Source organism: Alkalilacustris brevis (assembly GCF_003350345.1).
Lineage (GTDB): Bacteria > Pseudomonadota > Alphaproteobacteria > Rhodobacterales > Rhodobacteraceae > Alkalilacustris > Alkalilacustris brevis.
In genome coordinates this window covers 1-13,690 of sequence record NZ_QNVJ01000009.1, presented here as the reverse complement: position 1 = coordinate 13,690, position 13,690 = coordinate 1, and the positions used below count along the sequence as shown (strand labels likewise).

General features: G+C 67.2%; 12 protein-coding genes and 1 tRNA gene. 4 read left to right on the top strand and 9 right to left on the bottom strand.

The window, feature by feature from the left end; translation table 11 throughout:
* The first annotated feature begins 3 nt into the window (after nucleotides 1–3).
* The 3 genes from DQ229_RS00930 (at nucleotide 4) to DQ229_RS00920 (ending at nucleotide 2,249) form a co-directional block, all read left to right on the top strand.
* A complete protein-coding gene (locus DQ229_RS00930; RefSeq protein WP_114964399.1) occupies nucleotides 4–921 on the top strand; it encodes a MerR family transcriptional regulator in 918 nt (305 codons plus the stop codon).
* 62 nt (nucleotides 922–983) lie between these two features.
* A tRNA-Pro gene (locus DQ229_RS00925) sits at nucleotides 984–1,061 on the top strand.
* 87 nt (nucleotides 1,062–1,148) lie between these two features.
* Nucleotides 1,149–2,249, top strand: coding sequence for a 2'-deoxycytidine 5'-triphosphate deaminase (locus tag DQ229_RS00920; RefSeq protein WP_114964398.1), 1,101 nt, complete (start codon nucleotides 1,149–1,151; stop codon nucleotides 2,247–2,249).
* Between the two features lie 335 nt (nucleotides 2,250–2,584).
* Here the strand turns inward: DQ229_RS00920 and scpB are convergent, their stop codons facing one another.
* The 7 genes from scpB to gyrA all read right to left on the bottom strand — a co-directional run bounded on the left by scpB (nucleotide 2,585) and on the right by gyrA (nucleotide 11,655).
* Nucleotides 2,585–3,307: an SMC-Scp complex subunit ScpB gene (scpB, locus tag DQ229_RS00915; RefSeq protein WP_114964397.1), complete on the bottom strand. Its 723-nt coding sequence runs from the start codon at nucleotides 3,305–3,307 to the stop codon at nucleotides 2,585–2,587.
* A gap of 7 nt (nucleotides 3,308–3,314) precedes the next feature.
* Complete coding sequence (locus tag DQ229_RS00910; RefSeq protein ID WP_114964396.1) at nucleotides 3,315–4,127, bottom strand: segregation and condensation protein A; 813 nt, start codon at nucleotides 4,125–4,127, stop codon at nucleotides 3,315–3,317.
* On the bottom strand, nucleotides 4,124–5,149 hold the full coding sequence (locus tag DQ229_RS00905; protein WP_114964395.1) for a glycoside hydrolase family 3 N-terminal domain-containing protein: 1,026 nt from the start codon (nucleotides 5,147–5,149) through the stop codon (nucleotides 4,124–4,126). The genes DQ229_RS00910 and DQ229_RS00905 overlap by 4 nt, the downstream gene beginning before the upstream one ends.
* Entirely contained in the window at nucleotides 5,146–6,036 is an 891-nt protein-coding gene (locus tag DQ229_RS00900) for an SPOR domain-containing protein (protein WP_114964394.1), read from the bottom strand. Before DQ229_RS00900 ends, DQ229_RS00905 begins: the two co-directional genes overlap by 4 nt.
* A 98-nt stretch (nucleotides 6,037–6,134) precedes the next feature.
* Nucleotides 6,135–7,880, bottom strand: a complete 1,746-nt coding sequence (argS, locus tag DQ229_RS00895; protein WP_114964393.1) for an arginine--tRNA ligase — start codon at nucleotides 7,878–7,880, stop codon at nucleotides 6,135–6,137.
* 183 nt (nucleotides 7,881–8,063) lie between these two features.
* Nucleotides 8,064–8,657, bottom strand: coding sequence for a hypothetical protein (locus DQ229_RS00890; protein ID WP_155326407.1), 594 nt, complete (start codon nucleotides 8,655–8,657; stop codon nucleotides 8,064–8,066).
* Between the two features lie 247 nt (nucleotides 8,658–8,904).
* On the bottom strand, nucleotides 8,905–11,655 hold the full coding sequence (gene gyrA / locus DQ229_RS00885; protein WP_114964476.1) for a DNA gyrase subunit A: 2,751 nt from the start codon (nucleotides 11,653–11,655) through the stop codon (nucleotides 8,905–8,907).
* Between the two features lie 196 nt (nucleotides 11,656–11,851).
* Between gyrA and DQ229_RS00880 the strand changes: the two genes are divergently transcribed.
* Nucleotides 11,852–12,130 carry an usg protein gene (locus DQ229_RS00880; RefSeq protein ID WP_114964391.1) on the top strand — a complete coding sequence of 93 codons (279 nt, stop codon included), beginning with the start codon at nucleotides 11,852–11,854 and terminating at the stop codon, nucleotides 12,128–12,130.
* A gap of 7 nt (nucleotides 12,131–12,137) precedes the next feature.
* On the opposite strand, the gene DQ229_RS00875 is transcribed toward DQ229_RS00880, so the two are convergent.
* Complete coding sequence (locus DQ229_RS00875) at nucleotides 12,138–12,623, bottom strand: disulfide bond formation protein B (protein ID WP_114964390.1); 486 nt, start codon at nucleotides 12,621–12,623, stop codon at nucleotides 12,138–12,140.
* Nucleotides 12,620–13,198, bottom strand: a complete 579-nt coding sequence (locus tag DQ229_RS00870; protein ID WP_114964475.1) for a YqaA family protein — start codon at nucleotides 13,196–13,198, stop codon at nucleotides 12,620–12,622. The genes DQ229_RS00875 and DQ229_RS00870 overlap by 4 nt, the downstream gene beginning before the upstream one ends.
* Nucleotides 13,199–13,690: the final 492 nt, after the last annotated feature.

Genomic DNA, 13,690 nt, shown 5'->3' with positions numbered 1-13,690 from the left:
CACATGGGCAGCAAGGCGCCCGAGGCGTTCCGCACCATCTCGGAAGTCTCCGATATCCTCGAGACCCCCCCGCATGTGCTGCGCTTCTGGGAAAGCAAGTTCACCCAGCTCAAGCCGGTCAAGCGGGCCGGGGGGCGGCGCTATTACCGCCCGTCGGATCTGGAGCTTCTCGCCGGGATCAAGCAACTTCTGCACGAGGATGGCATGACCATCCGCGGGGTGCAAAAACTCCTGCGTGAACAGGGTGTAAAGCATGTGGCCTCGCTGGGCACCCTTCCCGTGGGCGCGGACGGAGGCAGCGCCGAAGGGGCAGGCACGCCCGACGCACGCGGCGACGCGCCAGCTCCGGCCACCGGCGCGCCACAGCCGCAGCCCGAGGCGCAGCGCGCCCGCCCCGCCGCCGAGCCCCCCGCGCCCGATGAACAAACCCCGGCAGCCGATACCGAATCTGGCGCTGGCTCCAACGAGCCCCCAAAGCCCGCGCAGGACGCCGAACAGACAGCGCAGCAGACGTTCCCCTTCACGCCGGAACGGCCCGGCGGGGCCGCATCTGCCACAGGCGCCGGTGCAGCAGCCGACGCTACCCCACGGCAACTGGATTCCGGCGAATCATCGGCCCCCGACGGCGCCACGCCCTCCGACACGGCCCCTGCTCCGGCCGCTGACGGGCCGCCGGCCCGCGCCCGGAAAACCGCCACGCCGCCGCCCGACAGCAAATCCGGTGGCCTCTCCCCCGCCCCATCAGCACCGCCCGCCACGCCCGCGTCAGATCCTGCGTCTGGCCCCCTGCCCGCCAGCCGTCTACGCGCGATGCGCCCGCTGCCCGCCCGCGCCCGGAGCGAGGCCCTGCACGCCACGCTCGAGCGGATGCGCCGCCTGCACGCCCGTCTCGCCAAGGCCTGTGCCTCGATCCCAGACTGAGCCGGAAAAGATGCGATTTCACCCTTGCCCCTGCGCGCAGATCGGTTATCACTCTGCCGCGTCGGGCTGTGGCGCAGTCTGGTTAGCGCGTCCGTCTGGGGGACGGAAGGTCGTGAGTTCGAATCTCGCCAGCCCGACCATTCTCAACACGCCCGCCCCGGCCCCCGTGTCGGCGCGGGCGTTTGTGTATCGCGCGACCTGACAGCGTGGGAACGGGAAACAGCGCAATGGCACAGACAGCAGCACAGACAGGCATCGGCGTTCTCCCGGCACAAGGCCTGCGAGACCTGATCGCTGCGGGCCAGATCACCGCCGCCCCCGCCATCCTGCCCGATCAGGTGCAACCCGCCAGCCTTGATCTGCGGCTGGGCAATGTGGCTTACCGGGTGCGCGCCTCGTTCCTCAGCGGCGCCGGCAAGAACGTGGCCGACCGGCTTTCCGAATTCGAAATGCACCGGATGGACCTGCGCTCCGGCGCGGTGCTGGAAAAGGGCTGCGTCTATGTCGTGCCGCTGGCCGAAAGCCTGGCGCTGGGTGACGGGGTCGAGGCCGTCGCCAACGCCAAGAGCTCGACCGGGCGGCTCGACCTGCTCACCCGCGTCATCACCGATGGCGGCACCGAGTTCGACCGCGTCGCGCCCGGCTATCGCGGCCCGCTTTATGCCGAGATCTGCCCGCGCTCGTTTTCGGTGTTGGTGCGTCCGGGGATGCGGCTCAACCAGATCCGCTTTCGCCGCGGCAAGGCAGTCCTCGACGATGCCGAACTCGCCGCGCTGCACGCGCGCGACACCCTGGTCAGCGGCGAGGCAGTAATCTCGCAGGGGCTGGGCTTTTCCGTGGGCCTGCGCCCCGAGGCAGGCGACCTGCTCGGCTATCGCGCCAAACCCCATGCCGGCGTGATCGACCTCGACCGGATAAACCATTACGACCCCGCCGATTACTGGGAGGAACTGCGCAGCCGCCAGGGCCGGCTGGTGCTCGACCCCGGCGCCTTCTACATCCTCGTCAGCCGCGAGGCGGTGCATATCCCGCCCGACTACGCCGCCGAAATGGCGCCCTATCTGGCCATGGTGGGCGAGTTCCGCGTCCATTACGCCGGCTTCTTCGACCCCGGCTTCGGCCACGCGGCCGAGGGCGGCGCGGGCGCGCGCGGGGTGCTGGAGGTGCGCTGCCACGAAGCCCCCTTCGTGCTCGAACACGGCCAGGTCGTGGGCCGGCTGGTCTATGAACGCATGGCCGACAGGCCCGACACGCTCTATGGCGCGGGCATCGCCTCGCATTACCAGGGCCAGGGGCTGAAGCTGTCCAAGCATTTCCGCGCGGGCTGAACCCGCCCGCGTAGCACCGCGCCGCCCTGCCTTCTTCTTGGTCAAAATATCCCCGCCGGAGGCATCCGCAACCGGCCAGGAGCGCGAGGCCCGACAGGCACTTGAAGCATCGCCCTTGCCGGATCAGCCGCGCCCGCGCGGCGGGCGACGCCCGGGAAGTCTGCCGGCACCGGCCCCCCGCATTCTCCGGCGCAGCGCGCCGCGCAGGCCGCGCCGCATCAGGATACGCAGGATCATCGTCATCAATCGCGCCGCATTCACAGCAATACCTCGGCTTGATTTCACCGCGCGCCGGGGCGCGCACGCGTCAGCCTCGCACAGGGCGGCCCTGCCGATCAATCCTCGAAAAGCTCGCTCTGCCCGCGCTCGGGGGCGTCGGCGGCCTCCTCGTCCTCGTCGGTACCGGCTGTGCCGGGCATGTCACTTGCCGGACCGGGGCGGCTTTCCAGAAGCCCGGCGGCGCGCAACTCGGACAGCCCCGGCAGGTCGCGCGCGCTTTCCAGCCCGAAATGGTCCAGGAATTCCTGCGTGACCAGATAGGTCACCGGGCGGCCCGGCGTCATGCGTCGGCGGCCGAAGCGTATCCAGTCCAGTTCCATCAACTGGTCGATGGTGCCACGGCTGACCGCGACACCGCGAATCTCCTCGATCTCGGCGCGGGTGACAGGCTGGTGATAGGCGATGATCGCCAGCGTCTCGATCGCCGCGCGCGACAGCTTGCGCGTCTCGACCCGCTCATGCGTCATCAGGAATCCCAGATCGGGCGCGGTGCGCATCGCCCAGGCATCGCCGACCCGCACCAGGTTCACCCCCCGCCCCTGATAGCGGCGCTCGAGATGCACCAGCGCCTCGGCCGGGTCGCAGCCATGCGGCATCCGCGCCGCCAGATCGGCCACGCTGACCGGATCGGCGCTGGCGAATAGGATCGCCTCGACCATGCGCTCCTGCTCGCCCATCGGGGGCGCGGCAAAGAGCGGGCGTTCGGCTTCGCCGCTCTCGGTCGCCGTGTTTGCGGGGGCGGCATCCTCGTTGTCGGGCACGGGGGGAGTGTCGGTCATGGTGCGCTCAGCTTTCGGAAGACGGTTTGCGCCGCAACTCGATGGTGGCAAAAGTGTCAGGCTGGCGCAGCTCGACCTGGCCGGCCTTGGCGAGTTCCAGACTGGCCGCGAAGGTGGCGGCGGTGGCCGAGCGGCGGCGCGCGGGCTGCCCGCGCCAGCCCTCGGGCAGGAAATCGCTCAGCGGCGCCCAGCCGGGCAGATCGCCCAGCATGGCGCGCAGCCGCGCCAGCGCCTCGTCGAGGCCGTAGACATCGGCCCGGTCAAAGGCATAGGGGCGGAATTCATCGCGCGTGCGCACCCGCGCATAGGCCTGCATCAGATCGAGGAGCGTCGCGTCATAGCGGTAGCGGCGGGTGCGCGTGACCTCTTCGGGAATGCCGCGCACGAAAAAATCCTGCCCCTTGCGGTCGCGCGCCATCAGCCTGGCTGCGGCCTCGCGCATGGCTTGCAGGCGCTCAAGCTGAAAAGCCAGATGCGCGGCGAGTTCCTCGCCGCTGGGGCCTTCCTCGGTCGGGTCGGGCGGCAGCAGCAGGCGCGATTTCAGATAGGCAAGCCAGGCTGCCATCACCAGGTAATCGGCGGCCAGTTCGATACGCAGGGCCTTGGCACGTTCGACAAAGGTCAGATACTGCTCGGCCAGTTGCAGCACCGAAATGCGCCGCAGATCGACCTTCTGGCTGCGCGAAAGCGTCAGCAGCAGATCGAGCGGACCCTCGAACCCGTCCACATCGACGATCAGCGCCTCTTCCGCCAGCCGCTGGCCGACCGAGAGGCGCTCCTGTCCATCCCATTCGCTGCTGTCGCCGTAGGCCTCGCTCATATGTCCCGCTGCCCGCCCAGAAGCTCGGAAAGTTCGGCCTCAAGCGCGGAAATGTCAACAGCTTCGGGCGCGCGGCGCGCGGCCAGCGCGGCTTCGGCGCGGCGCTGGCCATCGGCGGATAGCCGGCCCGAGGCTGCCGCCACCACGCGCATCTCGCCTGCGTCGCCATTGCAGTGCAGCACCAGATCGCACCCCGCGGCAAGCGCCAGGTGGCAGCGCGCCTCAAGCGGCCCGGCCAGCGCGCGCATCGAGATGTCGTCGCTCATCAGCAGGTTGCCGAAGCCGATTTCCGTGCGGATCAGCGTGATCATCCGCGGCGAGCAGGTCGCCACCGCGCCGGGGTCGATCGCCTCGTAGACCACATGCGCGGTCATGGCCATCGGCAGGTCGGCAAGGGCGCGGAAGGCCGCGAAATCGCGCCCCGACAGGTCGGCCGCGCTGGCGCCCACCAGCGGCACGTCACGGTGGCTGTCCACCGCCGCGCGCCCGTGGCCGGGGATATGCTTGAGCACCGGCAGCACCCCGCCCGCAAGCAGCCCCTGCGCGCTAGCGCGGGCCATCCGCACCACCGTTTCGAGATCGGTGCCATAACAGCGGTTCTTGAGGAACGGGTGGGTGGTCCCCTCGGCGATATCGGCAATGGGCGCGCAATTGGCATCGATCCCGACAGCGCGCAACTCGTTGGCGATCAGCCGATAGCGCAGCCACATGCCGCGCGCCGCGCGCTCTGGCGCGCCGGCACCGACTGCGCGTTCCACCTGTTCGAGCGGGGGCAGCCAGGCGCGCCAGTGCGGCGGGCCAAGCCGCGCGACACGTCCGCCTTCCTGATCGATCAGCACCGGCGCCTCGCGGCCGACCGCTTCGCGCAAATCATGGGTCAGCCGCCGAAGCTGTTCGGGGGTTTCGACGTTGCGGGCAAACAGGATGAAGCCCCAGGGCGCGGCATCGGCGAAGAATTCCCGCTCCTGCGCCGTCAACTCCGGCCCGGCGGGGGCCAGGATGCAGGCGCCCGCCGCGCTCACCGGATCAGGACCGGAATGCACGAGGCCTGCTCGGCCAGCAGCACCGAGCAGAAGCGCCGTGCGTCGTCTTCATCGGAGAAACCATGCGCGCGCAGCCGGTAGAAGGTGCGCCCGCCGCTTTCCGCCGACTGGATCACCCGGCTCCTGCCCTCGAGCAGGGCGCTGTAGCGGCGGTTCAGCCTGTCCCATTCCGCGCGGGCGGCATCGGCATCGTCGAATGCGCCAAGCTGCACCAGCCGCGTGCCGGGCGTCAGGTTTTCGGGGGCGATCTCGGCGCCGCGGCGCGATCCGGAAAGCGCGCTGATCGCGGCATGGGCGGCGGCCTCGGCCATCAGGTCGCCCGCAGGCCTGGCTGGCGGCAGGGGCGAGCGCGCGACGCCGGGCACATCGGCGGGCACCAGCCGCAGGCTGCCCGTGGCGCCCGACTCAGCGGGCTGCGCCGCGTCCGTATCGGGGCGCAGGGCGACTTCGGTCAGGCCGGCCAGGCGGTTGCCCGCGGGGGACTCCTGTGAAGCGTCGCCCCCCGGCGCGCTCTCCATCCCGGAAAGGTCCAGGTCCAGGGGCGGCGGCGCCAGCACGATCTGTTCGGGCAGGGGCGCGGCCTCGCCCTCGGCGGCGATGGTATTGACTGCCAGCCCCTGATAGGCGGCCTGCATTCCGCCGGGATCCTCGGGCGCCACCCGCGCCGGCCCCTCCAGCGCGCGCACCACCGGCACGCCGCTCACGTCACGGACCGCCAACTTGTACCCCCAGAACCCCATTCCCGCGACCAGCGCGACCGAGAGCACCGCCCCGAACCCGTTGGCAATACTGCGCAACCGGCTGCCAGCGGTAGGAACCCGCGTCGCATTCTCATCTGCGTAAGCGTAACTCTGCCTGTCCGTCATGCCCTGCCTCGCTGCCCGCACGCCCTTCCCTGCCGGTCCCGGCTGAGGGGGGTGCGTGGCCGTCTTGCCTGCTCGTTTCCGGACGGGCGCCGTATTTTTCAGCGCATTTCCTCGACCGGAGCGACGCCAAGGATACCAAGACCGGCAGAAATGACAACGCCGGTGGCACGGGCAAGGGCAATTTTCGCCTGCGATGTTGCTACATCGCCCTCCTGAATGAAGCGCAGGGCCGGTTCGTCATGCCCGCGGTTCCACAGCCCATGGAACTCGGCAGCCAGTTCCGACAGGTAGGTGGCGATGCGATGCGGCTCTCCGGCGCGGGCGGCCACCTCGACGACACGCGGCCATTGCGCCAGCCGCCGGGCAAGCGCCAGCTCGGCCTCGTGGGCAAGCACGGCAAGGTCTGCGGCCTGCAATTCGGCGTCGGCGCAGGCGATCTCTGCCTCGGCCGCCTTGCGCAGCACCGAACAGATCCGCGCATGGGCGTATTGCACGTAGAAAACCGGGTTGTCCTTGGACTGCTCCAGCACGCGGTCAAAATCGAAATCGAGCGGCGCGTCGTTCTTGCGCGTAAGCATGACAAAGCGCGTGACATCCGCGCCCACCTGCTCGACCACATCGCGCAAGGTCACGAAGGTGCCCGCGCGTTTCGACATCTTGAAGGGCTCGCCGTTCTTGTACAGCTTGACCAGCTGGACCAGCTTCACCTCAAGCGGCACGCGCCCGTCCGACAGGGCCGACACCGCCGCCTTCATCCGCTTGACGTAACCGCCGTGATCGGCGCCCAGAACGTCGATCAGCAGGTCATAGCCGCGCTCGATCTTGTCATGGTGATAGGCGATGTCAGGGGCAAAATAGGTCCATCCGCCATCGGCCTTGCGCACCGGGCGGTCCACATCGTCGCCATGCGCGGTGGAGCGAAACAGTGTCTGTTCGCGGGCTTCCCAATCCTCGGCCAGCTTGCCCTTGGGCGGCTCAAGCACACCGCGATAGATCAGGCCCTTCTTTTCCAGGCTGTCCAGCGCGGCCTCGATCCGCCCGGTGCCATAAAGTGACTTCTCCGAGAAGTAGACATCCATTTTCACGCCCAGCGCGGCCAGATCGTCGCGGATTCTGTCCATCATCGCGCTGGTGGCGAAATCGCGCAGCGGCTCAAGCCATTCCGCTTCAGGCCGGTCGAGCAGCGCATCGCCGTAACGATCCTTGAGCGCCTGGCCCAGCGGCACGAGGTAGTCGCCGGGATACAGCCCCTCGGCGATCTCGGGTGCGCGGCCGTGGGCCTCGCGGTAGCGCTCGTAGACCGAGCGCGCCAGCACATCGACCTGCGCGCCACCATCATTGATGTAGTATTCGCGCGTCACATCATGGCCGGAAAATTCCAGCAGCCGCGCCAGCGCATCGCCGAAGACCGCGCCCCGGGTGTGGCCCACATGCATTGGCCCCGTGGGGTTGGCCGAAACAAACTCGACATTCACGCGCCGCCCCTGCCCCAGATCGGAGCGCCCGAACATGGCACCTTCGGCAAGCGCACCCCGGATCAGCCCGTGCCAGAGCGCCGGCGCCAGCCGCAGGTTGATGAAGCCCGGCCCGGCAACCTCGGCACTGGATATGCGCCCGTCGGCATCCAGCCGGGCGGCCAGCGCCTCGGCAATCTCGCGCGGCTTCATGCCCGCGGGCTTGGCCAGCACCATGGCCGCGTTGGTCGCCATGTCGCCATGCGCGGGGTCGCGCGGCGGCTCGACCGTGACATTGGCAAGATCCAGGCCCTTGGGCAGCGCGCCGTCGCTCTCCATCGCCTGCAGGGTCTCGACCACGAGGTCGCGGAGATCGGAAAAGAGATTCATCGCCCTGTCATCCTTTGCCTGCGGCTGCCTGCGCGGCGGGTTTACCACGGCAGGGGACGGGGTCAACGGGCGTGATGGCGCGCGAGCCCCTTTCACCGGTCAGGGCGAAAGGGGCCTGCGCGCCGGCCCGGCAGAGGAAAGACCGGCACGCGCCGGAGGAGGAGAGGAATACGCGCGCGCCTCTCAGCGCGATGGCCGGCGCGACGTGAACACCGGCATGGCCACCGGCCGCGCCACATGGTTTCGCGACACCTGCGGCCCCGGCCCCGCGACACTATCGACCATCACCCGCCCTTCGGGAAGAACGCGACGCGGCGTCACGGACTTGCTGCGCATCCACGCCCTGGGCAGTCGCTGCGCGACAGTCTCGCTTTTCGAGGCGGCCATGTAGAACAGCGCCCCGATCACCGCGAGATCCTGCCAGTAGCTGGCCAGTTCCTGTTCGCCGCTTGTCACCTGAAGAGTGCTGGACCACAGCATGGCCAGCGCAAGCACGAGCGCGGTGACATGAAGATAACGCCCGACCAGCACGGCAAAAGCCATGCTGTAGATCATTGCGTTGAGCACGATGGAAGATTCGGCGTGCGCGATGGCGCTGAAATCGAAATGCGAGTTGCCCATGTTCGACACCGCCGAAGCGATGAAGAAAGTCGCAACCAGCATCCTCCCCGAGGCCTGCGCCCATTCGTGAATACGGGTCTCGGGCGCATCCGTCACCGCGTTGCGGGAAACGGATTTCGGACGTTGCGGCCGTTTCGGGACAACAGTTGCCTGCATACTCTTCTCACTCCCGTAAGGGTGCCTGCCTGTGTTTTGCTTTCGTGAACATTGCCGCTCAAATCAGGCTCAATTTGGTCGTAAACTTGATTTTGTTGCTGCGAAATGCACGAAGAGTGCCGCCCCCGCGCCACATTGTTGCAAAACCCGCGATTGTGTCGCGGGGTTTGCGTGCATTGTATAAAATTGCGTCCGAGCTTGCCGCCGAAGCCCTGCAAACAGCCCCGGGGGCGGCCGTGTTCCGGCTTCAGTCCGGGGTGGCCCCATCCGATTCGGGCGCGGCGTCCGGCTCGTCCTCATCGCCCTGATCGGCGATGCGCGCGACCGAGACAACTTCCTCACCGGGCGCGGTGGCAAACACCTTCACCCCGCCAGCCGAGCGCGAGCGGAAGGAAATGCCCTCGACCGGCACCCGGATTGACTGCCCTGTCGACGTCGCCAGCATGATCTGATCCCCCGGCTCCACCGGAAAGGCCGCCACCAGCGGCCCGCCGCGCATGGCGCGGTCCATCGCCGCAACGCCCTGGCCGCCGCGCCCGCGCACCGGATAATCATGGCTGGACGAGATCTTGCCCGAGCCACGGGCAGCGATTGTCAGGATAAGATCTTCGGCTGCGGACATCTCGGCATAACGCTCGGGTGAAAGGGCGACATCGGCCACGGCCTCTTCGTCATCGGTCTCGGCCCCGTCATCAAGCGCCCCTTCGACGGCACGGCGCATCTTGAGATAGGCGGCACGCTCTTCGGTGGTGGCCTCGAAATGGCGGATCACCGCCATCGACACGACCTGGTCGCCCTTCGCCAGGCGGATGCCGCGCACACCGGTCGAATCGCGCCCCTTGAACACTCGCACAGCGGTGGTGGGAAAGCGGATCGCCCGCCCCAGCGCGGTGACAAGCATCACATCGTCGCTTTCCTCGCAAATGCGCGCGTTGACCAACTGCACGCTGCCGTCTTCGGGCAGTTTCATCGCGATCTTGCCGTTGGATTTGACATTGGTGAAATCCGACAGCGCGTTGCGGCGCACATCGCCTGCCGTGGTGGCAAAGACGATCTGCAGGTTTTCCCATTCCTCCTCGGGCTTGTCCACGGGCATGATCGCCGCGATCGAAACCCCGGTCGCGATCGGCAGGATGTTGACGATCGCCTTGCCCCGCGCGTTGCGCCCGCCTTGCGGCAGCCGCCAGCACTTGAGCTTGTAGACCATCCCGTCGGTGGTGAAGAACAGAAGCTGCGTATGGGTGTTTGCCACGAAAAGCGTGGTGACCACATCGTCTTCCTTGGTGGCCATGCCGGCCAGCCCCTTGCCGCCACGCCGCTGCGCGCGGAATTCGGCCAAAGGCGTGCGCTTGATATAGCCCGCGCTGGTGACGGTGACGACCATCTCTTCGCGCTCGATCAGGTCTTCGTCGTCCATGTCGCCCGACCAGTCGACGATCTCGGTGCGGCGCGGCACGGCGAAGGCGTCGCGCACCTCGGTCAACTCATCGGCAATGATCGCCATGATCCGTTCGCGCGAACGCAGGATGTCGAGATAGTCGCGGATCTTTTCGGCCAGGTCCTGCAACTCGTCGGTGACTTCCTGAACGCCCATCGCCGTCAGGCGCTGAAGCCGCAGATCGAGGATCGCGCGCGCCTGGACCTCGGACAGGTTGTAGCTGCCGTCTTCGTTGACAGTGTGGCCGGGGTCGTCGATCAGCCGGATGTATTCGGCGATCTGGTGCGCGGGCCAGCGCCGCTCCATCAGGTGGGCGCGGGCTTCGGCCGGATCGCGCGAGGCACGGATCGTCGCCACCACCTCATCGACATTCGAAACCGCCACGGCCAGCCCGCACAGCACATGCGCGCGCTCGCGCGCCTTGCGCAGTTCGAAGGCCGTGCGCCGCGCCACCACTTCCTCGCGGAAGGTGATGAAGTGGCGCAGGAAGTCGCGCAGGGTCAGTTGCTCGGGCCGACCACCATTAAGCGCCAGCATGTTGCAGCCGAACGAGGTCTGCATCGGGGTGAAGCGGAAAAGCTGGTTGAGCACCACCTCGGCGGTGGCGTCGCGCTTGAGGTCGATGACCACGCGCACGCCGCTGCGGTCGGATTCGTCCTGCACATGGGCGATGCCCTCGATCCGCTTGTCGCGCGCAACCTCGGCGATGCGCTCGATCATTGTGGCCTTGTTCACCTGATAGGGGATCTCGTCGATGACGATGGAAAACCGGTCCTTGCGCGGCTCTTCGATATGGGTGCGCGCACGCACGATGACCGAGCCGCGCCCCTCGATGTAAGCCTTGCGCGCGCCCGAGCGGCCAAGGATCAGCCCCCCGGTGGGGAAATCGGGCGCAGGCACGTATTCCATCAGCTGTTCGCTGGTCAGGTCGGGGTTTTCGATCAGCGCCAGCGTTGCCGCGGCCACCTCGCCCAGATTATGCGGCGGAATGTTTGTCGCCATACCCACGGCGATGCCGCCGGCGCCGTTGACCAGCATGTTGGGAAAACGCGCGGGCAGCACGGTGGGCTCGCGGTCCTGGCCATCATAGTTATCCTGGAAATCGACGGTTTCCTTGCCGATATCGGCCAGCAGCGCGGCGGCGGGCTTGTCCATGCGCACTTCGGTATAGCGCATGGCCGCCGCGTTATCGCCATCCATGGAACCAAAGTTGCCCTGCCCGTCCAGCAGCTTGAGCGACATCGAAAACGGCTGCGCCAACCGCACCAGCGCGTCATAGACCGCCGAGTCGCCGTGCGGGTGATACTTGCCGATCACATCGCCCACCACCCGCGCCGACTTGCGATAAGGCTTGTCATGGGTGAAGCCGTTCTGGTGCATCGAGAACAAAATCCGCCGATGCACGGGCTTGAGCCCGTCGCGCAGATCGGGGATCGCCCGGCTGACGATCACGCTCATCGCGTAATCGAGATAGGCCGAACGCATCTCGTCAGCAATCGAGATGGTCGGGCCGTAGGGCTTTTCTTCTGTTTCTTCAGGAGTTTCCGGCGTGTCGCTCACGTAGGTTTCGCCTCTGCTCGAACGCTTCAATTCGGTGTTGGGCGCACTATAGCCGAAGCCGCTTGCAGCCTGCAATGGCGCCCGGCAGAAAGCACGAGCAGCCCCCGAGCGTGAGTGATAACATGCTGTTTTTGTTGAAAAGAAATATTCCTTAGGCAAAATCGAAAGGGAATCACCACGCCACAGGGAGACTGCGATGGAAAAATCCCGCCCGCGCGAGACCGAGCTGATGCTCAAGGGCTACGGCCTGACCACTGCCGAGATGTATTATCGGATGCCGGATTACCGCCATGTGCTCAACAGTTTCATCTGGCAGGAGTATGACCTCGCCCCCGATTACCCGAGGCTCTTCAAGTTCATCGAGTTCTGGCAGGAAGAGATCGAAGGGCCGCTGCATTCGGTGCGCTTCACCCATCGCAAGATGATCGCGCCGGGCGAATGGCGCAATGTCGTGGGCGAATTTCATCTGCACTGACCGCCGGTCAGACCCGGCCCCGACCTTGTCCGCGCGGCAACCAGAGCACCGCCACCCATAGCGCGGCCAGCCCGAACGAGGCCAGCGCGTTCCACGACGCCATGGACAGACCCAGCATTTCCCAGGGCACCTCGTCGCAGCGCACGACCGGTGCCGCCATGATTTGCGCGAACAGTTCCTCGGGGCTGAGCGCGCCGATGTCGGGCCCCGCCGAGCAGGCCTGCGGCCCCTGCCACCAGCCGCGTTCGACCCCGGTGTGATAGACCCCGATGCCGCCCGAGGTCGCCGCCGCCGCACCGCCCAGCAGCGGCCAGAGCGGCCCCGCCAGTGCAACAGCCGGCCCCGCCAGCGCCACCGCCACCAGATGCGGCCAGCGCTGCCAGATGCACAGCGCGCAAGGCGCCATGCCAAAGCCGTATTGAAACACCAGCGCCGCCAGAAGCAGCCCCAGCGAGCCGGCCGCTGCCAGCAGAATGCCTGTGGAACGGGTCACAGATACCTCATCGCAACAAAGCCCCCGATCAGAAGCGCCATGAACAGGGTGAACATAAGCCCGAGGCGCCGCTCGATGAAATCACGGATCGGTGCGCCAAAGCGCCACAGCAGCGCCGCGACAAGGAAAAAGCGCAGGCCTCGCGCGATGATCGACGCCACGATGAACACCGGCAGCGACAGCGCCGTGACCCCCGAGAGGATGGTGATCACCTTGTAGGGAAAGGGCGTAACCCCGGCAAACAGCACCACCCAGGCGCCCCAATCGTTGTAGCGTACAGCGAAATCGTCGAAATGGGCCTGCTTGCCGTAAAACTCCAGCACCGGGCGGCCCAGGCTTTCGAACATGCCGTAGCCGATGAAATACCCCGCCATCCCCCCCAGCACCGAGGCCAGCGTCGCCACCCCGGCGATGACGAAGGCACGCGAGGGCCGCGCCAGGATCATCGGGATCATCAGCACATCGGGCGGGACCGGAAAGACCGAGCTTTCCAGAAACGCCACAAATGCCAGCGCCCAGAGCGCGTGCGGGCTACGCGCAAGCGAAAGCGTCCAGTCATAAAGCGAACGGATCATCGGGCGGGCCTTTGCATCGCGCTTTTGCAGCATGGCGATGCGCAGGGGTCAAGCGCGGAGTGCGCGCGCCTCGGCGGTGATCGGGTATCGCAAGCCGGCCCCGGATCACGCGGTCATGGCACAAACGGAGGGCGACTTGCGCCGGGCGGGGCCTGCCTGGACAGGCGCGAAAAGCGGAACGTCGCAGCCTGACAGGCTGCTGAAAAAGTCGTCCAGCCCGCCGGTCGCAAACGCGGAAGCGGGAACCTGTTCTGCACCGCGCCCGCAACAGGTCTGGCCCGGGATCTACCCCGGGCCGCGCCCGACCTCCCCCCGGGAGGGCGCATTGGTGGTGTCGCGTATCGCATTGACAACATTTATGCTTTTAAGCGAGCCGTGCAGAACCCACGTCGCGAAGCGCCCACCCAGGGTCGGGCGCAGCCCTCTCCACCCGGGTGCGACGTAAGGACGACGTAAAGACAAGGAACAGTTTCCCGCTTGCGCATGATCCGG